This is a genomic window from Kitasatospora sp. NPDC029367 (assembly GCF_055569135.1).
The window spans coordinates 98,022-124,994 of record NZ_JBVHYH010000016.1 but is presented as its reverse complement, the minus strand read 5'-3'; the positions used below and the strand labels follow the sequence as shown (position 1 = coordinate 124,994).

General features: G+C 73.9%; 26 protein-coding genes. 13 read left to right on the top strand and 13 right to left on the bottom strand.

Annotation, left to right across the window (positions count from 1 at the left end; translation table 11 throughout):
• Positions 1 to 165: 165 nt before the first annotated feature.
• Both ACZ4W5_RS11985 and ACZ4W5_RS11980 read right to left on the bottom strand, forming a co-directional pair.
• Positions 166 to 2,928 carry a glycosyl hydrolase gene (locus ACZ4W5_RS11985; protein WP_465654058.1) on the bottom strand — a complete coding sequence of 921 codons (2,763 nt, stop codon included), beginning with the start codon at positions 2,926 to 2,928 and terminating at the stop codon, positions 166 to 168.
• A 214-nt stretch (positions 2,929 to 3,142) separates the two neighbouring features.
• A complete protein-coding gene (locus ACZ4W5_RS11980; protein WP_360229012.1) occupies positions 3,143 to 3,883 on the bottom strand; it encodes a rhomboid-like protein in 741 nt (246 codons plus the stop codon).
• Positions 3,884 to 4,128: 245 nt separating this feature from the next.
• Between ACZ4W5_RS11980 and ACZ4W5_RS11975 the strand changes: the two genes are divergently transcribed.
• The 3 genes from ACZ4W5_RS11975 to argG all read left to right on the top strand — a co-directional run bounded on the left by ACZ4W5_RS11975 (position 4,129) and on the right by argG (position 7,614).
• Complete coding sequence (locus tag ACZ4W5_RS11975) at positions 4,129 to 4,950, top strand: rhomboid-like protein (protein ID WP_465654057.1); 822 nt, start codon at positions 4,129 to 4,131, stop codon at positions 4,948 to 4,950.
• Between the two features lie 97 nt (positions 4,951 to 5,047).
• Positions 5,048 to 5,881, top strand: a complete 834-nt coding sequence (locus ACZ4W5_RS11970) for an SAM-dependent methyltransferase (RefSeq protein ID WP_360229006.1) — start codon at positions 5,048 to 5,050, stop codon at positions 5,879 to 5,881.
• A gap of 320 nt (positions 5,882 to 6,201) precedes the next feature.
• Positions 6,202 to 7,614 (top strand): argininosuccinate synthase, encoded by a 1,413-nt coding sequence (gene argG / locus ACZ4W5_RS11965; RefSeq protein ID WP_402480125.1) that lies wholly within the window; start codon positions 6,202 to 6,204, stop codon positions 7,612 to 7,614.
• 230 nt (positions 7,615 to 7,844) lie between these two features.
• Here argG and ACZ4W5_RS11960 read toward each other — a convergent pair whose 3' ends face one another.
• The 3 genes from ACZ4W5_RS11960 to ACZ4W5_RS11950 all read right to left on the bottom strand — a co-directional run bounded on the left by ACZ4W5_RS11960 (position 7,845) and on the right by ACZ4W5_RS11950 (position 9,931).
• Positions 7,845 to 8,567, bottom strand: a complete 723-nt coding sequence (locus ACZ4W5_RS11960) for a hypothetical protein (RefSeq protein WP_465654056.1) — start codon at positions 8,565 to 8,567, stop codon at positions 7,845 to 7,847.
• The gene (locus ACZ4W5_RS11955; protein ID WP_402480131.1) at positions 8,564 to 9,133 is read right to left on the bottom strand and encodes an RNA polymerase sigma factor; all 570 of its coding nucleotides are present in this window, start codon (positions 9,131 to 9,133) and stop codon (positions 8,564 to 8,566) included. Before ACZ4W5_RS11955 ends, ACZ4W5_RS11960 begins: the two co-directional genes overlap by 4 nt.
• A gap of 324 nt (positions 9,134 to 9,457) precedes the next feature.
• Entirely contained in the window at positions 9,458 to 9,931 is a 474-nt protein-coding gene (locus tag ACZ4W5_RS11950) for a MarR family winged helix-turn-helix transcriptional regulator (RefSeq protein WP_360245463.1), read from the bottom strand.
• Between the two features lie 184 nt (positions 9,932 to 10,115).
• Between ACZ4W5_RS11950 and ACZ4W5_RS11945 the strand changes: the two genes are divergently transcribed.
• Positions 10,116 to 10,526 carry an organic hydroperoxide resistance protein gene (locus ACZ4W5_RS11945; protein ID WP_360245460.1) on the top strand — a complete coding sequence of 137 codons (411 nt, stop codon included), beginning with the start codon at positions 10,116 to 10,118 and terminating at the stop codon, positions 10,524 to 10,526.
• A 185-nt stretch (positions 10,527 to 10,711) separates the two neighbouring features.
• Here the strand turns inward: ACZ4W5_RS11945 and ACZ4W5_RS11940 are convergent, their stop codons facing one another.
• Complete coding sequence (locus ACZ4W5_RS11940; protein WP_465654055.1) at positions 10,712 to 11,086, bottom strand: SHOCT domain-containing protein; 375 nt, start codon at positions 11,084 to 11,086, stop codon at positions 10,712 to 10,714.
• A gap of 209 nt (positions 11,087 to 11,295) precedes the next feature.
• Here ACZ4W5_RS11940 and ACZ4W5_RS11935 point away from each other — a divergent pair, with 209 nt between their 5' ends.
• Positions 11,296 to 11,667 carry a hypothetical protein gene (locus ACZ4W5_RS11935; RefSeq protein WP_360245454.1) on the top strand — a complete coding sequence of 124 codons (372 nt, stop codon included), beginning with the start codon at positions 11,296 to 11,298 and terminating at the stop codon, positions 11,665 to 11,667.
• A 152-nt stretch (positions 11,668 to 11,819) separates the two neighbouring features.
• Here ACZ4W5_RS11935 and ACZ4W5_RS11930 read toward each other — a convergent pair whose 3' ends face one another.
• Positions 11,820 to 12,470 (bottom strand): LamG domain-containing protein, encoded by a 651-nt coding sequence (locus ACZ4W5_RS11930; protein WP_360245451.1) that lies wholly within the window; start codon positions 12,468 to 12,470, stop codon positions 11,820 to 11,822.
• Between the two features lie 138 nt (positions 12,471 to 12,608).
• Complete coding sequence (locus tag ACZ4W5_RS11925) at positions 12,609 to 13,238, bottom strand: CBS domain-containing protein (protein ID WP_360245448.1); 630 nt, start codon at positions 13,236 to 13,238, stop codon at positions 12,609 to 12,611.
• A gap of 374 nt (positions 13,239 to 13,612) precedes the next feature.
• On the opposite strand from ACZ4W5_RS11925, the gene ACZ4W5_RS11920 reads away from it, so the two are divergent.
• A complete protein-coding gene (locus tag ACZ4W5_RS11920) occupies positions 13,613 to 15,586 on the top strand; it encodes a hypothetical protein (protein ID WP_465654054.1) in 1,974 nt (657 codons plus the stop codon).
• Here the strand turns inward: ACZ4W5_RS11920 and ACZ4W5_RS11915 are convergent.
• Positions 15,570 to 16,781 carry an FAD-dependent monooxygenase gene (locus ACZ4W5_RS11915; RefSeq protein ID WP_465654053.1) on the bottom strand — a complete coding sequence of 404 codons (1,212 nt, stop codon included), beginning with the start codon at positions 16,779 to 16,781 and terminating at the stop codon, positions 15,570 to 15,572. The two genes, ACZ4W5_RS11920 and ACZ4W5_RS11915, sit on opposite strands and share 17 nt — an antisense overlap.
• Before the next feature lie 112 nt (positions 16,782 to 16,893).
• Here ACZ4W5_RS11915 and ACZ4W5_RS11910 point away from each other — a divergent pair, with 112 nt between their 5' ends.
• Positions 16,894 to 17,655: a TetR/AcrR family transcriptional regulator gene (locus ACZ4W5_RS11910; RefSeq protein WP_465654052.1), complete on the top strand. Its 762-nt coding sequence runs from the start codon at positions 16,894 to 16,896 to the stop codon at positions 17,653 to 17,655.
• 11 nt (positions 17,656 to 17,666) lie between these two features.
• Positions 17,667 to 18,485 (top strand): HEAT repeat domain-containing protein, encoded by an 819-nt coding sequence (locus tag ACZ4W5_RS11905; RefSeq protein WP_465654051.1) that lies wholly within the window; start codon positions 17,667 to 17,669, stop codon positions 18,483 to 18,485.
• Positions 18,486 to 18,536: 51 nt separating this feature from the next.
• On the opposite strand, the gene ACZ4W5_RS11900 is transcribed toward ACZ4W5_RS11905, so the two are convergent.
• Positions 18,537 to 18,902, bottom strand: coding sequence for a hypothetical protein (locus tag ACZ4W5_RS11900; protein WP_402480150.1), 366 nt, complete (start codon positions 18,900 to 18,902; stop codon positions 18,537 to 18,539).
• A 279-nt stretch (positions 18,903 to 19,181) separates the two neighbouring features.
• Between ACZ4W5_RS11900 and ACZ4W5_RS11895 the strand changes: the two genes are divergently transcribed.
• Positions 19,182 to 19,451, top strand: a complete 270-nt coding sequence (locus tag ACZ4W5_RS11895; protein WP_465654050.1) for a GlsB/YeaQ/YmgE family stress response membrane protein — start codon at positions 19,182 to 19,184, stop codon at positions 19,449 to 19,451.
• An 84-nt stretch (positions 19,452 to 19,535) separates the two neighbouring features.
• Positions 19,536 to 19,829 (top strand): hypothetical protein, encoded by a 294-nt coding sequence (locus ACZ4W5_RS11890; RefSeq protein ID WP_360245427.1) that lies wholly within the window; start codon positions 19,536 to 19,538, stop codon positions 19,827 to 19,829.
• A 19-nt stretch (positions 19,830 to 19,848) separates the two neighbouring features.
• Here the strand turns inward: ACZ4W5_RS11890 and ACZ4W5_RS11885 are convergent, their stop codons facing one another.
• Positions 19,849 to 21,750: an APC family permease gene (locus ACZ4W5_RS11885; protein ID WP_465654049.1), complete on the bottom strand. Its 1,902-nt coding sequence runs from the start codon at positions 21,748 to 21,750 to the stop codon at positions 19,849 to 19,851.
• A gap of 393 nt (positions 21,751 to 22,143) precedes the next feature.
• Between ACZ4W5_RS11885 and ACZ4W5_RS11880 the strand changes: the two genes are divergently transcribed.
• The 3 genes from ACZ4W5_RS11880 (at position 22,144) to ACZ4W5_RS11870 (ending at position 25,948) form a co-directional block, all read left to right on the top strand.
• Positions 22,144 to 23,709, top strand: coding sequence for a N,N-dimethylformamidase beta subunit family domain-containing protein (locus tag ACZ4W5_RS11880; protein ID WP_465654048.1), 1,566 nt, complete (start codon positions 22,144 to 22,146; stop codon positions 23,707 to 23,709).
• A 194-nt stretch (positions 23,710 to 23,903) separates the two neighbouring features.
• Complete coding sequence (locus ACZ4W5_RS11875; RefSeq protein WP_402480161.1) at positions 23,904 to 24,641, top strand: polyprenol monophosphomannose synthase; 738 nt, start codon at positions 23,904 to 23,906, stop codon at positions 24,639 to 24,641.
• Between the two features lie 59 nt (positions 24,642 to 24,700).
• Positions 24,701 to 25,948, top strand: a complete 1,248-nt coding sequence (locus ACZ4W5_RS11870) for an FUSC family protein (protein ID WP_360245418.1) — start codon at positions 24,701 to 24,703, stop codon at positions 25,946 to 25,948.
• 70 nt (positions 25,949 to 26,018) lie between these two features.
• Here the strand turns inward: ACZ4W5_RS11870 and ACZ4W5_RS11865 are convergent, their stop codons facing one another.
• Positions 26,019 to 26,468, bottom strand: coding sequence for an SRPBCC family protein (locus tag ACZ4W5_RS11865; protein ID WP_465654047.1), 450 nt, complete (start codon positions 26,466 to 26,468; stop codon positions 26,019 to 26,021).
• A gap of 4 nt (positions 26,469 to 26,472) precedes the next feature.
• Positions 26,473 to 26,946, bottom strand: a complete 474-nt coding sequence (locus ACZ4W5_RS11860; RefSeq protein WP_465654046.1) for a VOC family protein — start codon at positions 26,944 to 26,946, stop codon at positions 26,473 to 26,475.
• Between the last annotated feature and the right edge of the window lie 27 nt (positions 26,947 to 26,973).

The window sequence follows — 26,973 nt, the reverse complement described above, 5'->3', positions numbered from 1 at the left end:
AGCTGAGCACCCACCCCCCCCCCCTACCCCTCCCCCTCTCCCCCCCCCCCCCCCCCCCCCCCCCCCCCCCCCCCCCCCCCCCCCCCCCCCCCCCCCCCCCCCCCCCTCCCCCCCCCCCCCCCCCCCCCCACCGGCGCATGAACGGACGGTCAGCCCTGAGGACGGTCAGCCCTGGCTGTTGCCGCCCTGGCCGTTGCCGCCCTGACCGTTCTCACCCTGGCTGTTGCCGCCCTGGTCGTCTCCGTCCCGGCCGAGCTCGCGCGGGTCGATCGACCAGATGCCGCGCCCGAAGGTCGCCGCGTAGAGCCGGCCGTCGGGGCCCGGCTTGAGCTGCTGCACCGCCGTGGTCGGCAGGTTGCGGCCGAGCACCGAGAACCGGCTCTCGCCCGGGGCCCGGTAGAACGCGGCGAGGTCGGTGCCGAGGGCGAGGCCGCCGTCGGGCAGGAGCTTCACCGAAGTCGCCGGGACGTCGGGCAGGTTGGCCGAGACGTCGGTCCAGGTGGCGCCGCCGTCACGGGTCTCGAAGAGGTGGCCGGTGCCCGCGCCGGGGCCCTCCGTCCAGGTGCGCGAGAAGCCGTTGACGGCCACCAGCACGTGCCGGGCGTCCTTCTCGTCCACCGCGAAGGAGGAGATGTACCGGTTCGGGACGGTCCCGTCGACGGGCAGGTTCAGCTGGTGCCAGCCGGTGCCGTCGATGTTGCCGACCGCGATGCCACGGCTGAACCCCTGGTTGTTGCACGGGCCGCACCAGCCCGCGTACACCGTGCCGTTGACGGTGGCGACGGCGGTGGCCACGTGGCCGGCGCCCAGGTCGTAGGCGGAGGTCCACTCGCTGCCGCTGCGGATCGCGTAGCCCTTGTGCTGCACCCAGACGTGCCGGCCGCCGGCGATCCAGGTGTTGGCGTCCCTGGGGTCGGCGGTCATCGGCGCGATGAACCGGGCGGCGTTGGTGTCCTTGTCCGGCGGGGCGACCTCGTAGGAAGTGGCCTTGCTCGGGTCCTTCGTCCAACTGCCGTCGTTGACCGCGCAGTTCTGGGTGACCCAGATGTCCAGGTAGACGTACTCCTCGGCGATGTTGCAGCCGTTGGCCGGGTCGACCAGGGTGTCGCCGCCGTCCCCGCCGAAGTTGGAGCCCATCACCTTGTCGTGCGCCCGCAGGACGGACTCGCCGTTGTCCTGGAGCCCGCCGCTGACGATGACGCCCTTGCCGGACCTGTCCGCCGGGTCCTTGCCGACGCCGACCGAGTAGTACTGGAGGGTGTCCATGGTGCCGTCGTTGAGCGGCGTCCAGTCCTTGCCGTGGCCCCAGGCGTCCAACTGCCCCTTGCCCGGGCGCCGGTAGATGCCGCCGTCGTTGCCGACGTAGACGTTCACCTTGCCCTGGTAGCTGCCGAAGGCGACGGCGTGCTGGTCGGAGTGGGTGGTCGGCGAGCAGTCGCCGGTCTGCTTGCTCGGGTCGATGCTCCAGCACGGGAAGCCGTTGTTCCAGTACGGCCCGACCGTCGCCCACGCGTTGCCGCCGTCGGTGGTCTCGAAGACCTCCTCCAGGCCCGCGTAGACGTGGTCCGGGTTGGCCGGGTCGACCTGGAGCGACTGGTTGTACCAGGCCTGGATGCCGGGCTGGTAGCCCGGATCCTGGAGCGCGGAGCCGGACGCCTTGAGCTTGTCCTTGTCCGCGACCAGCGTCCACGGACCGTACGGCGAACCGGACTTGGAGACGTAGATGCCCTTGAGCCCGGTGTCCGGGTTGTGCGCGGCGACATCGGGCGACTGGTCGATCGCGTAGTAGCGCGAGCCGTCCGCCGACCGCGCGAAGGTCACGTTGCCGACGTTCGCGGCGTCCGACGGCAGGTCACCCAGCGCGCCGACGCGCTGCCAACTCCCGTCCGCCGCCTTGCTGTAGAAGCCGTTGTAGGTGTCGCCGCCGCGCCAGCCGACCGCCAGGACCACCTTGGACGGGTCCTTGGGGTCGATCGCGATGTCGTTGGCGATGTTCTTGTACGGCGCGCTCGGGTCCTTGGCCAGCGAACCGCCCGGCAGGTAGTCCGGGTTGGGCGCGAACTCCAGCGTCCACGGCCCCGACAGGTCGGAGGTCGAGTGGCTCCACACACCGCGGCTGGTCGCCGCCCACACCTTGCCGCCGCCGAAGCGCAGCGCGTGGATGATGGTCGACTCCAGCTCCGGCCCGCCCACCCGGTTGCGGGGCTGGAACGTGCCGCGCTGCGGGTCGGACAGCACGTACACACCGGTGCCGACGTACGAGGTGGCCCCGGTGTTGGACTCGCCGGTGGCGTACCAGAGCCGGCCGCCGCCGTCGAGGTTCAGGGTGCCGGTGGAGAGCGTGGGCAGCTTGTCGGCGATCGGCTCCCACCGGCCGCCGCCGGTACGGGAGCGGAACACCCCGCCATTGGCACCGCCGGCGTACACGTAGCCGTCGCTGTCGGCCGCGATGCCGGTGATCCGGCCGGTCACCAGTCCGGCGCCGCCGCTGGAGTTGGAGTTGACGTCCCGGTAGCGCGGGTCGTCGGAGTTGTACGGCTTGTCGGTGACGTGGTCCCAGGTGCCGCCGGTGTGCGGCATCGACTTCAACTGCGCCCAGGCCGCGCCGTAGGCGCCCGGCGCCACGACACCCGGCGCGGTGCGCGCCTCGGTGTACTGGGCGACGCCCTCGGCGGAGTTCTCCACCTCGTCTCCGCCGTCCCCGGGCGAGTCGGCCTCGGGGGCGGCGGTCGAGCGGGGGGCGGTCGAGGCGGTGGTGGCGCCCCGGACCTTCTTCGCGTGCTGCTTCCCGACGTCCGCCTGGTGGCGCACCTGCCAGGGCTGCGATGCGGACGGCGAAGGCGCGGCGAGCGCCTGACTGGTGGTCAGTCCGAGAGCGGTGAGCGTGACGGCGCTGAGCAGCAGCCGACGGCGTTGCCTGATGGGCACGAGTGCGGTCCTCCCCTGTGGCCGGCCGCGCGGTCGCGCGACCCCGGCTGAACAGGGGGTAAGCCTGTCCGGTGCACCCGCCCGGGGGAAGACCCGAACGGTAAGAGATGGTTAAGACCCTTACCGTTTCGAACAGTTGGCATTCACCGAATGCCGGGATGCCCGACTGCCGGGATGCCCGACTGCCCGAGCGCCTCGGGTCCGACGGCCCCCCTCACCGCCCGCGCACCCGCCACCCACACAGCCGCCACCCCCGCGCCCGCCGCCACGACTCCCGCACCACGGCGGCCGGATCGAAAGACCCAGGCCGGTCCCGGGTGATCGGATAGCAGGCGAGTCCGATCAGCGCCGCACTGAGGTGGCCGATGCTGGTGTAGTCCCGGCTCTGGTGGACGCCGTAGACGTACACGGCGAGTACGCCCACCACGTAGAGGTACCGCCAGGGCCGCACGATCAGGTAGCTGAGCACCCCGACCACCCCGGCCAGCGCGTAGCTCACGCCGTAGTCGAGCGTGTAGACGGCCTTCGGCGCCGCCAGGCCGCGGTGGATCGCCCAGCCGAGCACCCCCTCGCTGAGGTAGGTCGCCCCGACGTGCGCCAGCACCGCCACCGACAGCCAGCGCAGCGTGCCCAGCCAGCGCTCGGCGGGCACGTGGAAGAGGTTGTACAGCGCGAAGTAGCTCAGCCAGCCGCCGCCCGCGATCCACATCGCGCTGGTCAGCAGCACCCGACCGGGTGAAACCTGGAGGTGGTGCAGATTGGTCGAACGCCGCTGCAGGATCCGGTCGGCGGTCACCGGGTCGACGTGCCGGATCACCTCGGTGGTGACCAGCAGGATCGCCAGCCAGATGTAGGTGCCGGGGGCGCGCCGGACGTAGCGCAACGCCGCCCGGGCCGCGCGCGCCCACCAGGGCCCCTGGTGCACCTGCGGCACGCCGGTGGTGCTGCCGGTCATCGGCGCCTCCTCGACGGCCCCCTCCTCCTCGACGGCCCCCTCCTCACCCTGGCCCGCCCCGGCCGCCGCCCGCCGCCGCGACGGCCCGTTCGGGTGACCGGCCCGACACCATCCGCGCCCGGCCTCCGCCCGGGAAACCGTCGACGGGGCGGCCCCGCCCGACTGCCGTAGGCTGGCTCTCCGGCCGCCCACGGGGCCGCCGGGCACCGGACACCGGACACCGCACGCAAAGGGCGCCAGGCACGATGAGGGACCGCCTCGGAACGACGAAGCCGACCGACACCGCCACCTCCCGGACGTCTGCCCCCAGAACAGCCACCGACAGAACACACACCGTCGGGACGGCCACCAGCGCGACGGCCACCGACAGAACGGCCACCGGCGGCCGGGCCTCGCTCGCGGCGACCGCCCGCACCGCCGCCCTCCGGCTGCGCCTCACCTCCGTCTACGTCGTCCTGCTGACCGTCACCGCCGCCTGGCTCGCCACCCAGGGCCACGCCGAGCGGGCCCGGTTCATCCGGCACAACAGCAGCAACGTCCACCACATGGAGGTGGGCAAGTGGTGGACGATGTTCACCAGCGGCCTGGTGGTCGACGGGGTCCCGGCCTGGGCCGGCATCGCCGCCGTCGCGATCGCCCTGGGCCTGGCCGAGTGGCGCTGGGGCCCGGCCCGCGCGGGCGCGGTGTTCGTCTTCGGGCACCTGGGCGCCACCCTGCTCACCGAGGGCGCCATGTGGGTGATGCTGACCGCCCGGATCCCGGGGGCGCTCTCCCGCGCGCGGGACGTCGGGATCAGCTACGGGCTGGTCGCCACCATCGGCTGCCTGCTCGCCCTGGGCCCGCGCGCGCTGCGCCGGTACGGCCTGCCGCTCCTCGCCCTGGTACTGGCCGTCGCCTGGGCGGCGGACCAGCAACTGGCCGACGCGGGCCACCTGGTGGCCCTGGCCCTCGGCATCCTCGCCGCCCGCACCCCCTGGCTCCGCACCCGCGCCCGGGCCGGCAACCGACCCACTGCCCGTGCCCGCAGCTCCGCCCAGTCTCCCGGTGAACCGGACCAGGGCCCCTGATCGTCCTTCCCAGTGGGCCGGGTACGATGCAGAACCGATCAACCGGCTGGCTGCCAGCTTCTGGTGACCGTTGATCAGGCCAAACGGAGGGGACCCGATGCCCGAGTTCGACAACGCCACGAGCCCTGCGGACGTGACCGATCCGGCGGGCTTCGTCGACCCGGTGATGCTCCAGACCCACCGGCCCCACCCGGCCCGGATCTACGACTACTGGCTGGGCGGCAAGGACAACTTCCCGCCCGACCGGGCCGCCGCCGAGCACGCGATAGCCGCCGCGCCCGACGTCCCGCAGGCCGCCCGGGAGAACCGCGCCTTCCTGCGCCGCGCCGTCCGGCTCTGCGTCGAGGCCGGTGTCCGCCAGTTCATCGACATCGGCTCCGGTCTGCCCGCCCAGGGCAATGTGCACGAGGTCGCGCAGGAGCTGGCCCCGGAGTCCCGGGTGGTCTACATCGACAACGACCCGATCGTGCTCGCCCACGGCCGGGCGCTGCTCGCCAGCAACCACTCCACCACCGTGCTCACCGGCGATCTGCGCGACCTCGACGAGCTGCTCGACCGGCCCGCGCTGCGCGAGCTGATCGACCTCTCCCAACCGGTCGCCGTCCTGCTGATGGCCGTCCTGCACTTCGTCGACGACGACCAGGCCGCCGCGGCGGTCAAGGCCGTCCACGACCGCGTCGCCCCGGGGAGCTTCCTGCTGCTCTCGCACAGCACCGCCGAGGGCAATCCGCAGCGGGCCGCCGAGGTCGTGAAGACCTGGGACGACACCGATTCGCGCATCCGGCTCCGGGGCCGGGCCGAGGTGGAGGCCTTCCTCACCGGCTGGGAGGCGCTGGAACCGGGCGTGGACTTCGTCCCGCTCTGGCGCCCGGACGGGCCGACGGCGGACTCGACCCGCTGGATGTACGCGGGCGTGGGCCGCAAGGCCTGACCCCCGCCTCCCCCGGACCACCGCAGGGCCGGACTCCCCCGGGAGTCCGGCCCTGCGCCGTCCCGTCGTCCTCCCCGCCGCACCCCGACGCCGCGCCTCCCGCCGCACCCGCCAAACCCCGCTCCGCCCAAGGGAGTTGTGGTCGGCCCCGACCGTCTGGAGTCGCCCTCCGGAGCTGCCGCCCCGGTCGACGCGTCCGTATGCTCTTGCGGTACTCTGCAAATCTATGCCAGAGTGCGGGCATCGGATCAATCAGGCCGAATCCCCTCACACGTCGCTAAATCAGGAGCCCGCACCGCGGGTGGGTCAAGGGTGCATGCATGTCGAAGGTCTTGAGCAAGCTGCCGGTCGGTGAACGGATCGGCATCGCATTCTCGGGTGGGTTGGACACCTCCGTCGCGGTCGCGTGGATGCGCGAGCACGGTGCCGTCCCCTACGCCTACACGGCCGACATCGGCCAGTACGACGAGCCGAACCTCGCCGACGTCCCGGCCCGTGGCCGCGCCTACGGCGCCGAGCAGGCCCGCCTGATCGACTGCCGGGCCCCGCTGGTCGAGGAGGGTCTGGCCGCCCTGGCCTGCGGCGCCTTCCACATCCGCTCCGCCGGGCAGACCTACTTCAACACCACTCCGCTCGGCCGCGCCGTGACCGGCACCCTGCTGGTCCGGGCCATGCAGGAGGACGGCGTCTCGATCTGGGGCGACGGTTCCACCTACAAGGGCAACGACATCGAGCGGTTCTACCGCTACGGCCTGCTCGCCAACCCCAACCTGCGGATCTACAAGCCGTGGCTGGACCAGGACTTCGTCGACCAGCTCGGCGGCCGCAAGGAGATGTCCGAGTGGCTGGCCGAGCGTGACCTCCCGTACCGGGACTCCGCCGAGAAGGCCTACTCCACCGACGCCAACATCTGGGGCGCCACCCACGAGGCCAAGCGGCTGGAGTACCTGGACACCTCGATGGAGATCGTCGCCCCGATCATGGGCGTCGCTTTCTGGGACCCGGCCGTCGAGATCCGGACCGAGGACGTCACGGTCGAGTTCGAGTTCGGCCGGCCGGTCCGGATCAACGGCCGTGAGTTCGACTCCGCCGTCGCGCTGGTGCACGAGGCCAACCTGATCGGCGGCCGGCACGGTCTCGGCATGTCGGACCAGATCGAGAACCGGATCATCGAGGCCAAGAGCCGCGGCATCTACGAGGCCCCCGGCATGGCGCTGCTGCACATCGCCTACGAGCGCCTCCTGAACGCGATCCACAACGAGGACACCCTCGCCACCTACCACAGCCAGGGCCGGCGCCTCGGCCGGCTGATGTACGAGGGCCGCTGGTTCGACCCGCAGTCGCTGATGCTGCGGGACAGCCTGCAGAAGTGGGTCGGCCAGGCCGTCAGCGGCAGCGTCACGCTGCGGCTGCGGCGGGGCCAGGACTACTCGGTGATCGACACCCAGGGCCCGAACTTCAGCTACCACCCGGAGAAGCTGTCGATGGAGCGCAGCGTCGACGCCGCCTTCGTCCCGGACGACCGGATCGGCCAGCTGACCATGCGCAACCTGGACATCGCCGACTCCCGCAGCAAGCTGGAGCAGTACGCGGGTCACGGCCAGCTGGCGCCGTGGACCGGCCTGATCGGCGAGCTCACCCCGGGCGGTGCGGCGCCGATCGCGGCGGGCACCGGCGACGAGGCCGAGTCCACCGCGCTGGACCACGCGGCGATCGAGTCCGGCACCGACTGACCTACGGGCACTCGACCGACGGGTACCGGAACGGCAACGCGCCGGACCGGCAACGCGCCGAAAAACGGCCGGGGGGGGGGCAGAAAAACACAGCAGGAGAAGCGAACGCGTCCACACCCCCCCCCCCCCCCCCCCCAACACCCAACCCCCCCCCCCCCCCCCCCCCCCCCCCCCCCCCCCCCCCCCGCCCGTTCCCGCACCTCCCCCACTGCCCCCGAGACCGACACCCCTCAGCGGATCCGCACCGCCCCCCGCCCGCGCACCGGGTGGGCGCCCAGCGGACCTGCCCCGGTCACCGCCCCGGTCGCCGCCCCGGGCGCCGTCGGCGACGCCGCCACGGTGTCCCGCAGGGTCAGCAGGATCTCCCCGTCGTACCGCTCCGCCAACAGCCGGGTGAGCTCGGCGGCGCAGCCCGGCCGTACCGCCGGGGCGAGTTCCGGCAGCCGCCCCGGGTCGCTGAGGTCCTCGGCCTCGGCGGCCCAGCGCGCCGCGTCGCCCCACTCGCCCTCGGCGGCGTAGTGGACGGCCAGGCAGTGGACGGCCAGTTGGTCGCGGTACTGGGCGGCGATCCGCCACCAGAAGACCCCGTCCGCCGTGCGGCCCATGCCGTAGAGCAGGCAGCCGAGGGTGCGGAAGGCGGCCTTCTCGGCGAGTTCGAGGTCCAGGGCCAGTTCACCGGGCTCGACCGCGCCCGCCACCCCCGCGCACAGGTGGCGCAGGTCCCGCCGCAGTTCGGCCCGCCCACCGGAGCGGAGGTGGTCCCCGGCGGCCCCGGCGTGCGGCGGCCGGGCGACGGCGGGGGGCCGGGCGGGGCGCTCGCGACCGGTCGGGGTGGGCCGGCGGGCGGCGGCCAGCCGTTCGGCCAGCCGGCGGGTGAAGGCCACCGGGTCGTGGTCGCGGAACTCCTCGTCCAGCTCGGCGGCGTGTGCGCGCAGCAGCTCGATGACCCTCATGTCGCCTGCCCGTCGTCCGGGTGTTCCAGCAGGTACTCCAGGTGGCGCCGCCCGAGGCTGTAGTAGGTGCGGGCGGTGGTGTGGGCGATGCCGAGCGCCCGGCCGATGTCGTGGTAGGAGGTGCCCGCCTGGCGCAGCCGGACCACGTCGGCCTGGACGGGCGCGGCGCGCGCGAGGGCGTCCATCGCCCAGTCCAGCGCGTCCAGTTCGGCGAGCTCCTCCAGTTCGTCCTGGCTGGTGTCGGGGCGGCGCTGGGCGATCACCCGGAGCCGCTTGCGCTCGGCCCGGCCGCGTTCGCGCAGGACGTCGACCACCGCGTCCTTGACGATCTTGAAGGCGAAGGCCTGCGGGTCGGCGCTGGCCAGGGCCCGGCGCCAGTTCCGGTAGAGCGTGGTGCCGGCGTTCTGCACGGCGTCCTGGGCGTCCTCGCGGTGGCGCAGGCGCTGCTGGGCGTAGCGGAGGTAGCCGGTGTTCTCGCGGGTGAAGAACGCCTCGAAGTCGTTCGGCAGGTCGTCGAGCGGGTCCGCCCGAAGGCCCCGCTCCTCCCCCGGCCCGGGAGTGTTCACACGCGCCCCCTTCTCCTGGGTCAGCTGGCCGGCCCACCGGTTGGCACGCCGACGGCCCGTTTCGGGGCTCGTGGTGTAACCGTCCGGGAGGGGCGGGTTGTCGACCGGATCGGGCGGACAATTGGGAACAATTCTGTTCACTTTCGAACAAGGCCGCTGACCTGCCCGTTCACGGGCGCGAACGGGCGCCCACGCATCCCCGAGTGACCCAGATCACACTCGCTCGGACAGCGGCTTGACAAGCCCCGCAACCACCCCGCCGCCGAGGGCGACCACCCCGACCCAACAGCCCCGCCCCGACGAACCCGCCCCGACGGCCCCGCCCTACGGCGCCGGCTGTACGTCCGCCGAGTCCAGCGCCACGGTCACCCGCTCCAGCAGCATCCGCAGCGCGGCCAGGTCCTCGACCGGCAGCCCGGTCGCCGTGAGCAGCCGGCGCGGCACCTGCCCGGCCCGCTCGCGCAGCGCCGACCCCTCGGCGGTGAGGCTGACGGTCACCGACCGCTCGTCCTCCGGGCTGCGCTCACGGCGCACCAGTCCGGCCGCTTCCAGGCGCTTGAGCAGCGGGGAGAGGGTGCCGGAGTCGAGCCGCAGGCGCTCGCCGATCCGCTTGACGGGCAGGTCGCCGTCCTCCCAGAGCACCAGCATGACCAGGTACTGCGGGTAGGTGAGCCCGAGGTCCCGGAGCAGGACCCGGTAGACGCCGCCGAAGGCGCGGGAGGCGGCGTTGAGCGAGAAGCAGATCTGCTGGTCGAGGCGGAGCAGTTCCTCGTCCGCCATGCCGGGGAGCGTGGTCATGACCCCATGGTACCGATCGCCGTCGCGCCATCTAGTTGTGCACAACTGAATTGCGTGCTCTACTTATGGAGCAGTCGGCAGCCGGACCTCCACGGAGGACCGGCCGGCCGCCGGAACAGGACGACTCCGCCCGCCCCCGCGCACCGCGACACACCACGGACCGCGCACCACGAAGGGACCAACCATGGACGCGCTCTACACCGCCGCCGCCACCGCCAACGGCCGCGAGGGCCGCGCCGTCAGCTCGGACGGCCAGCTGGACCTCGCCCTCGCGATGCCGCCCGCGCTCGGCGGCAGCGGCCAGGGCACCAACCCCGAGCAGCTGTTCGCCGCCGGCTACGCCGCCTGCTTCGCCAGCGCCCTCGGCCTGGTCGGCCGGCAGGCCCGGGTGGACACCAGCGAGGTCTCGGTGACCGCCGAGGTGTCCATCGGCAAGGACGGCGCGGGCTTCGGGCTGGCCGTCGTGCTGCGCGTCGAGCTGCCCGAGGCGCTCGCGGGCGAGGGCGGCGAGCTGCTGGTCAAGCAGGCGCACGAGGTCTGCCCGTACTCCCGCGCCACCCGGGGCAACATCCCGGTCGAGCTGGTCGTCGAGTAACACCCGCTCCCCCTGGCAGGCTCCGGACGGGGCCCAACGATCCGCCCGGAGCCTGCCCGCCCCGCCCGGCGACGAGGCCCGCCGCACCTCACGTGCGGCGGGCCTCAGCCGCTCCCCCCGCCCCCTGCCCCCGGACACCCCCGGTCCCGTGCCCCGATCCGGCACCCGGTCAGTCCGGCACCCGGTCAGCTCCCGGGAGGCCCGACCGGGCCGTTCGTGCCGCCCGGCCCGCCGGGGCCACCCGGCGAGCGCAGCGTGTCCAAGCGGTGCCGGTACTCCTCCGCGTCGATCTCACCCCGTGCGAAGCGCTCCGCGAGCACCTGCTCCGGGGTCGGGCCGTGCCCCCAGCCGTACGGTCCACCGGAACCGGGGCCCGCGACCCCTGTCCCGCCCGGTCCGTGCGGGAGCGGCTGCCGCGAGCGGGAGATGTAGCGGAACAGGGCGACGGCCAGCAGCACCAGCACCGCCAGGACGAGCAGCGAGACGATCGCCATCAGGGCGATGCCCCAGCCGCCCGGTCCGTGGCCGGGCCCGTAGCCGTGCCAATGCCAGTGCCTCATCAGGTCCTCCTCCTCCGACCCTGCGGGCCCGTCGAGGTGATCGACGCCGTGACCACCGGGGCGTCGTACGGCCTGAGCTGCCGCGCTGCCCGGGGTGACCAGCGCCTTACCACCATCGTGCGCCCGCGACGGGTCAAAGCGTCGTGAAGAAAGCCTGAGAAAACGTTCCTGCGGAACCGGCCCCGCGCACGGGGGTAGCGTTTCCGTCCATGAACCACCATCCGCCCGACGACCACCGCTCTCCCGAGCAGCTGGTCGCGGCCGGGCTGCTCCGCCGCAACACCGACGGGCACCCCCACCCGGCGCTCAACCACTCGCCGATCACCTACGTCGCCACCGCGCTCTGGGCCGAGCTCGCCGCCCTGGCGATCGCGCCCACCGCCACCGAGGCCACCGCCGCCGCCCTGCTCCGCGCCCTCGCCGACCGGGCCGTGGACGCCGCCCTGGCCCCCGGCAACGAACGCGCGCCGCGTGACGACCTCTACGTCACCGACCCCGCGCACATCGGCACCCGCCGCCGCGCGGTCTGGTTCCAGCGCTCCGGACCGGGCGGCCCGATCACCGCCGGCTTCGCACCGTAGCGGCGGCGCGGTGGCGCGGTGGCGCGGTGGCGCGGTGGCGCGGCACCGGCGCACCGAAGAGCCCGAGCGCCCCGGACGGCCTGCGCGCTCCCGCCGGCCCGAACGCTCCCGAGGGCCCGAGCGCTCCCGCCCGCCCGAACGCCCCGGACCGCTCAGCGTTCCACCGTCAGGCTCTCGCAGACCCAGCTCAGCCGGTCCGGCCCGTCGAACGGCGGCCGGGCGTGGTACGTCCCGTCCGCCACCGACATGTTGACGATCAGGTAGGCGTGCCAGCCGGACCCGACCCCGTGCAGGTCCGCGTAGACCAGCTCCTCCTCGACGTACCAGTCCACCGAGTGCGCGCCGAGCACCACCCGCAGGCCGATGCTCGCCCCCGGGCCGACCCCGACGCCGCCGCCGTGCCAGTAACGGAAGCCGCCCCGCACGTGGTTGGAGATCTCCAGCAGGTCCGGGTTGTCCGGGTGGTACTCGAAGAGGTCGACCTCGTTGCCGCCGTCCCGCCAGGTCCAGATCGCCGGCCAGGCGCCCAGCTGGACGGGCAGCGTCACCTGCGCCGACAGGACGTCCCCGGTGCGGACCTGGAAGCCCTCCGGACTGCCCTCGGTGGTCAGCAGGTTGCACGTCCACAGCCCGCCGGTGCGCCGCCGCACGGCGGTGAACCGCCCACCGGGGCAGTAGTCGTGGCTCAGGTAGTCGAGCTTGTGGTCGCTCCGGTTGGTCGGCCCCATCCGGGGGTATGCGCTGCTGCGCCCGGCGACCCACTGCCCGGTCGAAGTGAAGTCCGCGTCGAACACGACCGCCACGGCCGCCTCCCCAGTGCTCCGTCGCCCCGGCAGTCCGAACCGCCGGGCACACAGAGTGAGTTACCCGATACGCTCCGCAGTATGCGAAGCAAATCGTCGGGTGTTGCACCGGGTCACCGCTCCGGATGAGGCAGCCGGTCAGCCGACCGACGCGGTGGCGCCCCCGGCCCGGAGCCGGTCGGTCACCGAGACCACCCCGTCCACCGAGCGGCACAGGTTCAGCACGATCGGCACCAGGTGCGCCTCGGGCACGGTGCCGCTGAGCACCACCCGCCCCTGGTCGACCTCCACCCCGATCTCCGCCGGGCTCACCCCGTCGATCCGCCCGAGCACCTCCTCGACGATCTCCCGCCGGATCACCCGGTCCTCGCGCAGGAACACCCGCAGCAGGTCGCCGCGGCTCACCATCCCGATGACCCGCCCCTCCTCGTCCAGCACCGGCAGCCGCTTGAGCCCGTGCCGGCTCATCTGCCGGGCCGCCGCGACCACGCTGGTGCCGGGCGTGGTGCAGACCGGCTGCGCGGTCATCAGCTCCGCCGCCGTGAGCTCGCCGCCCGGCCCGGCCTTCGCCGACTCGGGCGCGGGCAGCAGGCTGCCCGGGTCCTCCTGCGCCGCCAGCGTGCGCAGCAGGTCGGCCTCCGACACCAGACCCAGCGGCCGCCCGTCCGGGTCCACCACCGGAACCCCGGTGATGTCGTAGTCGGTCAGCAGCGCGACGATCTCCCGGAAGCCGGTCTCGGGCGCGATCCGGACCACGGGGCTGGTCATCACAGATTCGACGGTGGCATGCCGCACGCCGGTTCACCTCGTCCAACAATGCTGGTCCGATCGGGCGCGGATCGTCCCGGCCGGTACCGGCAGCATGGCCCCAGGCCGCGCGGAGCGCCAGGGGCCAAGGGGCCGAACGGGTGGGACCAAGGGCCCTGACCTGCGAACACGCCTCCAACACGGGAAACTGCCCGGCCACCCCGGAGCACCGGAGCCGACCGGCAGGCCCGGTCCGACGGGTCGGACGGTCAGACGGGTCGAACGGGTCGGACGGCGCGCGGCAACCCGCCGCACACCCCGAACGGCGCAACCATCACATGATCGAGTCGTTGGACCGTCCACCACGACAGCACGATCGGCACCGGGAGGGCCCGTTGGCAGCACGGACGGTGGGCGCGGAACCGGCGGCCCGGGGCGGCCGGGCACGCCCGGTGGCGGTGGCCGAGGCCGCGCTGGTGCACCACTACCGCAGGCTGGTCCGGCTCGCCTACCTCGCCCTGCCCGCCGACCGGGACCGGCACAGCCGGGTGCTCGCCGCGCACGCGGCCGTCCAGCGCGCCCTGCCGTTCCGCTGGACCCGCCACACCGCCCCTGCCCCTGCCCCCGCCCCCGGCACCACTTCCGGCGCCACCCCTGCCTCCGCCGAGCCTGCCGACAGCGCGCCGACGACCCCCGGCACCGACCCGGACCAGGTGTACGGAGCGCTGCGCCTACGGGTGCTGCGCGCCGCCCTGCGGCCGCGCCCGGCCGCGCGACTGCTGGCGCCCCGGGTCTGGGGCCTGCGGCTGTTCACCCCGCACGGCGGCGAGCAGGACGCGGCACTGGACCGCGCGCTCGCCGCCCTGGACGCCCCGGCCCGGGCCGCCTTCGCGCTGCGCGTGGTCGAGGGGCTGGACGGCCCGGAGGCGCTGGAGGTGCTGCGCGCCGCCGGAGTGGAGCGGCCCACCGAGGCGCTCGCGGCGGCCGCCGAGCTCCCTGCCGGGCCCGAGGAGGAGCCGCTCGCCTTCGACCCGTGCGCCGTCCGGGTCCAGCCCACCGACCTGCTGCGCCGCCGCCGTACGCTGACCGCCGCGCTGGCGGTCGGGGTGCTCGGGCTGACCACGACGGCCGCGGTACTGGGCGGCGGTTCCGCCCCGGCGAGCAGCGCCCCGCGGTCGGCCGTCCGGCCCCCGGGCGCCGTCACCGACCCGGCCCGGCTGGTCCGGGTCGCGCCGGACGCCTGGCAGCACACCGCGCGGATCGACTTCACCGCCTGGCCCGCCCGCGGCGACCGGCGCGAGGACGCGGCCCTGCTCGGCCGGGCCCTGGCCGCCTGGGCCCAGCCGGGCCCACGGACCCGGGCCGAGCCGGGTACGGACACCGCCCCGCCCGACACCCCACCACAGCTGCTGTACGCCGGGACGGTCGACGGCACCGGCGTGGCCGTGCTGTACGACGGCCGCCGGATCGCCCGCTGGACCGACGGGAGCGGCGGGCATGACGGGAGCGACGGGAGCGGCGGCGGGCTGGACCTCGCCCGGGCCGACGACTCGGACCCGACCACGGCGGGCGCGGTGGTGCTGAGCCGCCGGGGCGCCGCCCTGCGCTACCTGCTGGCACCCTGGGTGGACACCGCCGAGACCCGCCGGATCGACCAGCCCGACACCGCCGCCCGCCCGCTGGACCACCCCGACGGGGTCACCCCGGCCGCGCCGGGCGGCGGGCTCGCGGACTGCCGGGGCGCCACCGTGCTCCAGCTGCGCTCCTCCTCGGTGATCGCCGAGAAGCACACCTTCCTGCTGGCCGATCTCGGCGGCCTCGTCCCGGCCCACCTCACCTACACCCCGCCGCCGGACCGCACCCAGCCCGCCCGCTCGCCGGGCGAGTCCACCGGCCAGGACGCCCTGCTGGCCTGGGCGCGGGCCGGCTGCGCGGTGCCGGACGGCACACCGGGCGTCAAGCAGCTCAACCTGTGGGCCTTCGCGGTGCAGCCGCTGCCGCAGAACGCCGGCTCGGCCGCCTGGTACTGCCTGCGCGCCGACCGCTGGACCGGCGAGGGCAGCGCCACCACCGCCGTGCTGCTGCCGGCCGCCCGGGGCCCGCAGCGCACCGGCGGCGGACCGGGCCGCGGGTGCAGCCGGTACGAGCAGGACACCGTCGCCTGGGCGTGGTGGCACTCCCCGCAGGGCGCGGACTACCTGCTCGCGGCAGGCAGCCGGCGGGTCACCCGGCTGACCGTCAAGGGCCCGGACTGGTCGGCCGACCGGCCGGCCCCGGACCACACCCTCGCGGTCGAACGGCCCGCCCGGGGCGCCGTCCAGGTCGAGGCGCTGCTCGACAACGGCAACCGGATCAGCCCGCCGCACTGAACCGCCCCGCCAACAGCGCCCCGTAGTCCGGCAGTTCGACGCTCGACACCTGCTTCCCCAGCTCCAGCATCCGGTTCAGCACCCACCGGCGGTTGAGCAGCCCGTTGCGCAGCCGCAGCCCGGCCGCGGTGCGCGGCGCCAGGAACGGGCCGGTCCGGTCCCCGCCCTTCTGGCAGCCCTGGGCATAGTCGCGCAGCAGCCCCTCGTACCGGGCGAAGGCGGCCCGGTGGTCGCCGCGGGCCAGCGCCAGCTCGCCCGCCAGGACGTACGCGGCCACCACCGCCGTGCCGGTGCCCATCCCGCCGATGGTGGCCCCGCAGGCGGCGTCGCCGACCAGGGCGATCCGGCCGGTGGACCAGGCGGGGACGTCGGCGCGGCTGATCGAGTCGAAGTACGGCTCGGGCGCGTCGTCCAGGCTGCGCAGCAGTTCCGGGACCTTCCACCCGAGGCCGGCGAAGGCGGCGCGGACCAGTTCCTTTTGCTGCCGGGTGTCGTGGCGGTCGTAGCGCAGTTCGGGCGAGGCGAAGAGGCAGAAGGCGCCCGCCCGGCCCGGGTCGCGCGGGTCGGCGCCGACGGACATCATCCGGCCGGGGACGTTCAGGGCCGTTCCGCCGGGCGGCAGCGCACCGCCGGCGGGCAGCTGCCAGGTGGCCGCGTAGTAGCCGAGGTGGCGGACGAACCGCTGCTCGGGCCCGAAGGCGAGCCGCCGCACGGTGGAGTGCAGCCCGTCGGCACCGATCACCAGGTCGAACTCGCGCGGCGCGGCCCGCCGGAAGGCGACCCGCACCCCGGTCGCCGTCTCCTCCAGGGCCTCGACGGAGTCGCCGAAGACGTACTCGGCGCGGGCTGCGCTGTGCCGGTACAGCACCTGGGCCAGTTCTCCGCGCGGGATCTCCAGCTCGCCGCCCGCGAACTCGGCGGGCAGGTGCAGCAGTCGGCGCCCGTCCTGGTCGACGAAGGTGATCGGGCTGCCGCCGGTGCCCAGGGCGCGCAGTTCCTCCAGCACGCCCATCCGCTCCAGCACGGTGAGGTGGGTGCGCCCGCGGAAGTCGACGTTCTGCCCGCCGCCGCGCAGCGCCGGGGCGAGTTCCACCACGGTGACGTCGAAGCCGTACCGGCTCAGCCAGTGGGCCAGGGCGGGGCCGGCGATGCTCGCGCCCGAGATCAGCACGCTGGTGCGCGCGGAGGCACTCATGGGAACCACTCCGTTCGAGGGTCAGGTAACTGTGTCCGTGGGACACAGTTCATTGCTGTGTACGGTAGACGCAATTAGCGCGGACGGGCAACCCCCGGGACGGGAGCAGGCGATGGGCGAGGCGGCGAACGACACGGTGCGGCTGCTCTGGGAACAGCCCCCACGACCGACCCGCGGGCCGAAGCCGGCCCTCAGCCTGGAGCGGATCGCCGCCGCGGGCGTCGAGGTCGCGGACGCCGAAGGGCTGGGCGCCGTCTCCATGCAGAAGGTGGCCGGGCTGCTGGACTTCACCAAGATGTCGCTCTACCGGTACGTCCCCGGCAAGGCCGAACTCGTCGCGCTGATGGTCGAGTCGGCCTTCGGCGAGCCGCCCGCATCTGCGGAGCGGTCCGACTGGCGGGATCAACTCACCGCCTGGGCACACCACTTGTCCGAGGCCATCGCCCGGCACCCGTGGCTGCTGGACGCCACCCTCGGCCCCCGGGTGCTCGGCCCGCGGGAACTCGCCTGGCTGGAACGGGTGGTGGCCGCCCTCGACGGCCACGGACTGACCGGCGCCGAGCGGATGGACGCCGCCGTCCTGCTCGCCGGACACGTGCGCACCATCGCCGAACAGGCCCGCGCGGTGGGCCCGGACGGCTCCCCCGAGGCCGAACTCCTCGCCGCCCTCGGCACGGTGGTCCACCGGCACGCCGACCGCTACCCCGCCGTGGCCGCCGCGATGGCCGACCCGGACGGCCGCGACCAGGCCCTGGACTTCGGCCTGGCCCGCATCCTGGACGGCCTGGCCGCCCTGATCGACCGCCGCACCGGGCCACGACGAACCGCGTCGCCGACCGAAAACCCGTCGAGCCGGGGCCGCGCGGACAACTAACATCCGCTCCCATGGCGATGTTCGTGCACCTGACGGCCGCGGCGAACGCGCCGCGCATCCGCCGCGCCGGGATCCGGGCCGACAGTCGGGGCCAGGGCGGGGTGCGCGGGGTGTACTGCTTCCCCGTGCTGCCCTCCTACACCCTCACCCACCAGTGGCTGCGCGAACTCGCCCGGTTCGGGCCGAAGGGCGCGCTGTCCGCGGTGCACGTCCGGCTGGACGACGCGCAGGAGGTGCTGGTCGGGCACTACCGCGACCGCGCCAAGGACGCCCAGCAGTGGCTGACCGCCGCCGAGGCGGTCGCCCGGGTCGCCGCCCAGCCGGACCCGCGCGGCTGGGAGGTGGTGGTGCCGCGGGCGATCGGCGCGCGTGAGGTGCACCGGATCCGCGCCGTACCGCAGGTGGCCGGCTGGCGCTACCTCCCCGGTGCCCACGGCACCCGCCCCTGCACCTGCGTCGGCTGCCGGGTCCGCGGCGAGTACGGCGGCCGTCGGCTGCGCGAACGCCACCCGCACCCGCTGGACGGGCCGCCGCCGCCCGTCCCCGTCCTGCTCGCCCGGATCGAGGCCGCGGGCGACCCCGGCGATCCGGCCGCCCTGCTGGACGCCCTGCACTGGTTCGGCCTGCGCCGCCGCGGCCCGGTGGACCGCCTCGCCCGGCTGGCCGCCCACCCGGACCCGGCCGTCCGCCGCGAACTGGTGTGGGCGGTCCAGGGCTGGTCCACGCCCGGCGTCGCCGAACTGCTGGACCCGCTCGCCGAGGACCCGCACCCGGACGTCCGCGAAGCCGTCGCGGACGTCCGGGAGCTCATGGACGAGCAGGAGTCCTGAGGCCCCTGGGCCGGCTGCCCGTGGGTCCGGGGGCCTCGGCACGGCTCCGGGTCAGGAGACGCGCTTGAGCTGCCAGGAGTTCTTGTCGAAGCTCGGCACGGCCGAGTACTGGCAGCCGGAGCTGTAGAAGCTGCTGACGATCGTCCACCCGGCCGGCGGCCAGGTCGAGGCGCAGGCGTTGACCGTGGTGCCGACCGGGTAGCCGGTGAGGTCCATGATCTTCTTGGTGTTCGGGGTGAACCCGGAACCGCAGCCCGCGCTGTTCCACCACTGGACGTCCACGAAGCCGGCCGGGGTCAGCGAGGAGGCGCAGCTGGTGCTGGTGCTGCCGGGCGCGGCCTGGGCGGTGCCCAGGGCGAGGGTGAAGGCGGCGGCGGTACAGCCGAGGGTGAGGACGGCGGCACGAAGTCGGGTCACGGGGCGGCTCCCTTCGGGTGACGCGGGCGGTCCGCGTCAGGAGCCATTCCTACCGGTACGAAACTCCGTCCGAACAGTGCGTTTCCGGCCCCGCCGACGGCGGATAATCGCCCGTCCCGCACCCCGCGCCGCCCCGCGCCGGGCCGCGCCGGGCCCGCCACCTGCGAGGTCTCCCGCCGACGTGCCCGTTCGGCGGAACCGGGTGATCATGGGACGAACCGCGTCTTCGGCGATACGGCGTGCCGGCCCACTCCGGCGGCGCCCGGAAGGTGGACCGCGATGTTCCAGCTCCTCTGGATTCTGCTCATCGGCTTCGTGCTCGGCGTGCTCGCCAAGCTGATCCTGCGCGGGCCGCAGTCGATCCCCTGGTGGCTGACCATGCTCCTCGGCGCCGCCGGGGCCTGGCTCGGCAACGCCGTCTCCGGCTGGATCGGCGTCCGCCACACCTCCGGCATCGACTGGATCCGTCACCTCCTCCAACTCGGCTTCGCCGTGGTCCTGGTGGCCCTCGTCGCCCCGGCCTGGAGCAAGAACCGCACCTCCCGCTGACCGGGCACCGGCCGGAAGTGTCAGTGGCAGGTGCAAGACTCCCGGCAGGGCTCACCGAACGGGCCCGGACGGGAGGGTTCGCCGATGCCCATCGGAGATCGCTGGCAACTGCTGCGCGGCTGGGAGGTGCTCGGCGAGATCGTCGTGGACGACATGGACTGGCCGTGGCTGTACGGCAGCTTCATACCCCGGCCGGGCTTCTCCGAAGTGAAGCCCTGGTTCGACGAGTCCACCGCCCTGGTGGAGGCCGAGGACTACGACGGCTTCGACCGTGCCTACGAACCCATCGAGGAGTCGCTGGGCATGGTCGGCCCCGACGGTCCGGTGGACGGCTTCCTGCTGCACATCAAGGGCGATCAGGCTTGGTTCCGTTGCTGACGACGGCGTCTGACCCCGCTCAGCCCACGTGCACGGCGGGCCGGCGGGCGCGGTCGGGCTCGGCCTCGCGGAGGACCTCGCGGGTGACCGGGGCGATCTCGCCCTGGCCGAACAGGAAGAACCGCAGGAACTGGGCGAAGGGGTTGCCCTCGGTCCACTCGAAGTAGATGTGCGGCAGCTGCCCGGTCATGTCGCGCACCTGGAGCAGCAGCGCGGCCAGCGCGTTGGGGACGCTGGAGCTCTGCAGCGTCAGCACCCGGTAGCGGTCGTGCAGCACCTCGCCGCGGACGGTCAGTTCGGCCTCGAAGTCGGACGGGTCGAGCACGGTGACCTCGACGAAGACCAGGTCGTCCTCCGGCGGGATGTCGTTGTCCCGGCGGATCTGGTGGACCTTGTCGCGGTACTCGGCGAGGTCCCGGCTGTTCGGCTCGTTGGCGATCAGGCGCAGCGGGCGGTACGTGTAGTCCCGGAGGAACCGCTCGGCGACCTCGTCCAGGACCACGGCGGTGACGCGCAGTTCGAAGGCGCGCTTGAGCCGGGAGAGGAAGGACACCAGCACGATGCCGGCGATGAAGCAGGCGCCGATCTTGACGCCGTCCGGCCGCTCGGCGATGTTCACGGCCGTGGTGTAGAGGAACACGGCGGCGATCACCGCGAAGGTGACGGTCCAGTGCCGCTCCCCGGCCTTGCGGGCGGCGATGGTGACGGCGACCGCGGCGGAGCTGATCAGCACCAGGACGCCGGTCGCGTAGGCGCCGCCCTGGGCGTCGACGTCGGCGTCGAAGATCCAGGTGACCAGGAAGGCGATCAGGGTCAGCACGATGACCGTCGGCCGCACCGCCCGGGCCCAGTGCGGGGCCATGCCGTAGCGGGGCAGGTAGCGGGGCATCAGGTTGAGCAGTCCGGCCATGGCGGAGGCGCCGGCGAACCAGAGGATGGCGATGGTGGACAGGTCGTAGACGCTGCCGAAGGTGCTGCCCAGGTTCTCGTGGGCGAGGAAGGCGAGGGCCCGGCCGTTGGCCGCGCCGCCGGCCTTGAACGCCTCCTTGGGGATGAGCAGGGTGGTGATGATGCTGGTGGAGATCAGGAAGGCGCTCATGATCACGGCGGCGGTGGTGAGCAGGTGCCGGGCGCCGCGGATGCGGCCGGTGGGCTTCTCCTCGGTGTCGTCCGGGTCGCCCTCGATGAGCGGCATCACGGCGACGCCGGTCTCGAAGCCGGACAGGCCCAGGGCCAGCTTGGGGAAGACGATGAGGGCGACGCCGATCATCGCGAACCCGTTGCCGTGCTCGGCGGTGAGTCCGTCGGTCCAGTCGCCGAACAGGTGCGGTTCCTTGAACACGTGCCAGAGGCCGTTGGCCACCACGACGACGTTGAGCGCGAGGTAGACGCCGACCAGGACGACGGCCAGGCCGATGGCCTCGCTGAACCCCTTGAGGAAGACCGCGCCGAGCAGGGCCACCAGGATCAGGGTGAGCATCACCTGTTTGCCCGACAGGGCGCTGTGCAGGTGCGGGTTCTCGATGAGGTGGGCGGTCGCGTCGGCGGCCGAGAGGGTGATGGTGATCATGAAGTCGGTGGCGGCGAAGCCGAGCAGGGTGAGCACGAAGAGCTTGCCCTGCCAGAACGACAGCAGCCGTTCCAGCATCGCGATCGAGCCCTGGCCGTGCGGGCTCTCGGCGGCGACCCGCCGGTAGACCGGCAGGGCGCCGAACAGGGTGACCAGCACCAGGACGACGGTGGCGATCGGTGACAGCAGGCCGGCCGCCAGGGCGGCGATGCCGGGCTGGTAGCCGAGGGTGGAGAAGTAGTCCAGGCCGGTCAGGCACATCACCCGCCACCAGCGCGTGCCCTTCTCGGCGGGCGCCTCCACGTGCGGGCCGGGGTGCTGCTTGGCCATGTCCGAGAGGCCTTCGAGCATCCACGCCCGGAACCTCGTGCCCCGCGTCGACGGCGCCGTTCCCGGTTCGACCGAACCCGAGGAGACCACGTACACCCCTGTCCACGACTCGGCCGGCCGCCGCACGGTTCCGGACCCCCAAGGCCGCCGGACGGCGGGCCCGGCCAGGCTAGGGGACGGGGCCGGAGCGGCCGGGCAGCCGCGCGGGCGGACACGCCGAGGTGCGCCCGGACGGCCCTGCCGGCGTGCGGCCGGCCCCCGGCCGTGCTCGAAACCGCGGCGCGGCGGTAACCGGAGGCCCCCTCGAACGGGGTAGACATGTCCGCGCGCGTTGACTCACCGTATTGACCCATGAGGTTGACCCACCGGGTTGACGCGCCCTCGGGTACGGCGACGGACGGCAGGGAGACAACGGTGACGGAACCGACTCGGCGGAGGATCCTCGGCCTGGGCCTGATGGCGGCCGCCGTCACCTCCTGCGGCACCCGGCACTCCGACGCCGCCCCGCTCCCCACGCCCGACGCCCCGGGCACCCCCGGCCCCTCGGACCCCTCCGGCACCCGGCACGCCGGGCCCGCGGACGCCGCCCCGAACGAGCAGTCGCTGCCCGGCAACGCCGACTGGCAGATCACCGACCCCGGTACGCCCGGCGCCGTCGAGGGCTTCGCCGACCGGGTCAGCGTGCTGCCCGGCGAGACCTTCGGCCTGCACGTCTCCACCGCGGCCGCCGCCTTCACCGTCTCCGCGTACCGGATGGGCTGGTACGGCGGCGCCCGGGGCCGGCTGGTCTGGCGCCGTGAGCACGTGCCCGGCGGCAAGCAGGCCGCCCCGCACGTCGACCCGACCACCCGCACCGTGCTGACCGGCTGGCGGCGCACCCTCGCCGTGGACACCACCGGCTGGCCCGAGGGCGCCTACCTGCTGCGGCTGGACGCCGAGGACGACTCCGGCCGCAGCTACGTCCCGCTCACCGTCCGCTCCGCGCGCACCGCCGGAAGGACCGTGGTGATGAGCGCCCCGGCGACCTGGCAGGCCTACAACGAATGGGGCGGCTACAGCCTCTACAACGGCCCGACCGGCACCCTGGCCACCCGCTCGCTGCGGGTCGTCCTCGACCGGCCGCACGACTACGACCACGGCGCCGGGCGCTTCCTGGTCTACGAGGCGCCGCTGATCGCCCTGGCCGAGCGGCTCGGGCTGCCACTGGCGTACACCACCGGGATCGACGTGGCCCGCGAACCGGGCCTGCTGCACGGGGCGAGCGCCCTGCTCTCGCTGGGCCACGACGAGTACTGGTCCCCGGAGCAGCGCGCCAACGTGACGACGGCCCGCGACGCCGGGACCAACCTGGTGATCCTCGGCGCCAACTGCTGCTTCCGCCGGGTCCGCTTCGAACCCAGCGAGCTCGGGCCGGACCGCACCGTGGTCTGCTACAAGGACGCCTGGGCGCAGGACCCGGGCCACCAGGCGGGCGCCCCGGCGACCACCGACTTCCGCACCGGCCCGGGCGCCGACCCGGAGAGCTCGATGCTCGGCGTGATCTACGACGGCTACCCGGTGGACGCCCCGTACGTGGTCACCTCGCCGGAGCACTGGGCCTTCGAGGGGACGGGCGTGACGGCCGGGGCGTCCTTCCCGCACCTGGTCGGCGTCGAGTACGACCGGGTCGACACCGCCTTCCCCACCCCGCGCCCGATCGAGGTGATCGCCCACTCCCCCGTGGTCTGCGAGGGCCGGCGCTCCCACTCCGACACCGCCTACTACACCGTGCCCAGCGGCGCGGGCGTCTTCGCCACCGGCACGATGCGCTGGGTGGAGGCCCTGGACGCCCACGGCAGCGGCGTGCACGGCATCGACGCCCACGCCGGGGACGTGGTCCGCAAGGTCACCGAGAACGTGCTGCGCCTCTTCGCCACCGGCCCGGCCGGCCGCACCCACCCCGCCCGCGACAACCTCGCGTCCGTCTACGGCCAGGCGTAGCCGGCGTCCCGCGGTCCATCGTGATCGAACCGGCCCACGGCCCCGGCCGCGGGGATCCGCCCTGCTCCCCTGGGGCGGGAAGGGGCCGTTGCCCCGGCTAGACTCGCACGATCTGACAGCAGCGAAGGTCGTCCAGGACAACCGACCGGTGCGGCACGGGGTGCCGGCCGGCGAGGGTACGAGGGAAACAGAACATGGTCGAGGCCTCCCCGAAGGTCGTTGTCGTCGTCCCCACGTACAACGAGCGGGAGAACCTTCCGGTCCTCGCCGGGCTCCTCACGGACCTCGCGGTGCCCAACCTGCACCTGCTGGTGGTCGACGACAACTCCCCCGACGGCACCGGCGAGATCGCCGACAAGCTCGCCGCCGACTCCGCGGGCACCGTCGGCGTGCTGCACCGCACCGAGAAGGACGGCCTCGGCCGCGCCTACCTGGCCGGGATGGCCCGGGCGCTGGACGAGGGCGCCGACGTCGTGGTCCAGATGGACGCCGACCTCTCGCACCCGGCCTCCGCGATACCCGCGATGGTCAGCACCCTGCTCGCCGACGAAGGCACCGCCGTGGTGCTCGGCTCCCGCTACGTGCCCGGCGGTTCGACCGCCGCGGAGTGGCCCTGGCACCGCAAGGCCCTCTCCGCCTGGGCCAACTTCTACGTCAACGCCATCCTCGGCCTCGGCGTCCGGGACGCCACCGCGGGCTTCAAGGCCTGGCGGGCGAGCGCCCTGCGGGCCATCGACCTGCCGACCGTGCGGAGCAACGGGTACTCGTTCCAGGTCGAGATGAACTACCGGGCGGTCCAGCAGGGGCTGACTATCCGCGAGGTGCCGATCCGCTTCGAGGAGCGGATCGAGGGCGCCTCCAAGATGAGCATCGGGGTGCAGGTCGAGTCCGCGCTGGCGCCCTGGAAGCTGCGCTTCAACCGCGAGGGCTAGACGAGTAGTCCCGGCCGCGACGGGCGGTGCGGGCGGCGGGTACGGGGAACAAGGCCGACATGGCCCTTCTGCCGGAGTCCCTGACGCCCCTGGTCCGCCGCGCCGCCCGGGACCCGTTCGCCGTCCAGACGCTGCGGGCCACCGTGGCCGCCACCCTGTCGTTCGCGGTGGCCACCCAGCTCAGCAGCGAGCCCGCTCCGCTGACGGCACCGCTCACCGCGCTGCTGGTGGTCCAGGTCACCGTCTACTCGACGCTCAAGACCAGCGTCCGCCGGGTGGTCTCGGTGGTGGTCGGGGTGCTGATCGCGATCGGGTTCAGCACCGTGGTCGGGCTCTCCTGGTGGAGCCTCGGGCTGATCATCCTGGCCTCCCTGGTGATCGGGCGGTTCGTCCGGGTCGAGGAGTTCGTCCAGGAGGTCGCGATCAGCGCGATGCTGATCCTGGGCGTCACCAAGCTGACCTCCCAGGCCTGGGACCGGGTGCTGGAGACCCTGATCGGCGCGGCCGTCGGCCTGCTGTTCAACCTGCTGTTCGCCCCGCCGGTCTGGGTGGACACCGCCGGGGAGTCGATCGAGGACCTCGCCCGGCGGGCCCGTCAGCTGCTGGTCGACATCTCCGAGCAGCTGGGCCGCCCCACCCCGGTGGCCCGGGCCGCCGAGCGGCTGCACGAGGCCCGGCGGCTCGACCAGGCGATCGCGGACGTGGACGCGGCGCTGCGCCAGGCCGAGGACAGCCTGCGCCTCAACCCCCGGATCAGCGAGGGCCTGCTCTCCCGGCTGGTGCTGCGCACCGGGCTGGACACCCTGGAGATCTGCGTGGTGGTGATCCGGGTGCTGGCCCGCTCGGTGACCGACCTGGCCAAGCGGCGCGAGCCGTCGGAGCAGCTGTTCCCGCCGGAGGTCGCGGTCGGGCTGGAGGAGCTGCTGGCGCACGTCGGCGGGGCACTGGTCAGCTTCGCGGTGCTGGTCACCACCCAGGTGAGCCGCAACGCCGAGGAGGCCGAGGAGCGGCTGACCGCCGAACTGGCGGCGGCTTGGACCTGCCGGGAGAACGTCGCCCAGGTGCTGCTGCGCAAGGTCCAGCAGCACCCGGAGGCTTGGCAGCTGCACGGCGCGATGCTGGCCGAGGTCGACCGGATCCTGGACGAACTGGACCTGGAGCACCGCAGTCGGCGGCTGATGGAGGAGCTGGACCGGGCCTCGCTGGCCGGCCGGGAGCGGTTCTCCCGCCTCGCCGGGCTGCGCCGCGCCGTCGGCGGCCGACGGCGGGGGGAACGGGAGCGCCCGGCCGCGGGGGCCGGGCGCTGACGGGGGGCGACGGGGGCCGATCGGGCGAGGGGCGGGGCGGGGCGGGGCTGAGCCTGGGGGGCGGCGGAGGTCAGGGCATCAGCCAGGGCTGCTGCGGCAGCGGGTGGCCGGTCTCCAGGTAGGTCTTGAGGTTGGACAGCACCGCCGACCAGCCCCGTTCGGCGTCCGCGCGCTCGGGCTCGTCGGCGAGGTCCTCGTGGGTGACGGTGAGCCGGGTGAGGTCCTGCCAGTGCCGCAGCTCGAAGGTGACCCGGGAGGGCCCGCCGGGGCGGTCGCCCTCCGGTCCGGCCCAGGTGGTGACCAGCCGGTGCGGGCGGTCCGCCACGTCGACGATGCCGATCACGTCGGCGATCCCGGAGTCGTCGGTGCGCTGGTGCTCCCAGGGCGCGCCGGGCAGCCAGGTGGAGACGTTGCGGTGGCCCCAGTAGAGGCCGGACTCGTCGGCGTTGGTGAGCGCGTGCCAGACCCGTTCCGGGGTGGCGCGCAGGTAGACGGTGCTGCGGTGGCGGAAGGCGGTCACGGCCTCAGCCCCTGGCCGCGTCGAGCAGTGGCTGGATCTCGATCTTCCCCATCCGCATCATGGCCGCCATCACCCGGTCCGCCTTGGCCCGGTCCTGGTCGCTGACCAGGTCCAGCAGGACGCGCGGGGTGATCTGCCAGGAGAGGCCGAAGCGGTCCTTGAGCCAGCCGCACGGGCCCTCCTGGCCGCCGTCGGCGGTGAGCTTCGTCCAGAGCTCGTCGACCTCCCGCTGGTCCTCGCACTCGACCTGGAGCGAGATCGCCTCGGTGAAGTGGAACTGGGGGCCGCCGTTGAGCGCCGCGTAGGGCCGGCCGGCGAGTTCGAACTCCACGGTCATCACCGTGCCGGCCGGCATCGGGGCGCCCTCGCCGTAGCGCGTGACCTTGGTGATCCGGGAGTCGGGGAACAGCGAGGTGTAGAGGGCGGCGGCCGCCTCGGCCTGGTCGTCGTACCAGAGGAAGGTGGTGATTTTCTGCATGGGCCCGACGGTAGCGGCGGGCTCTGA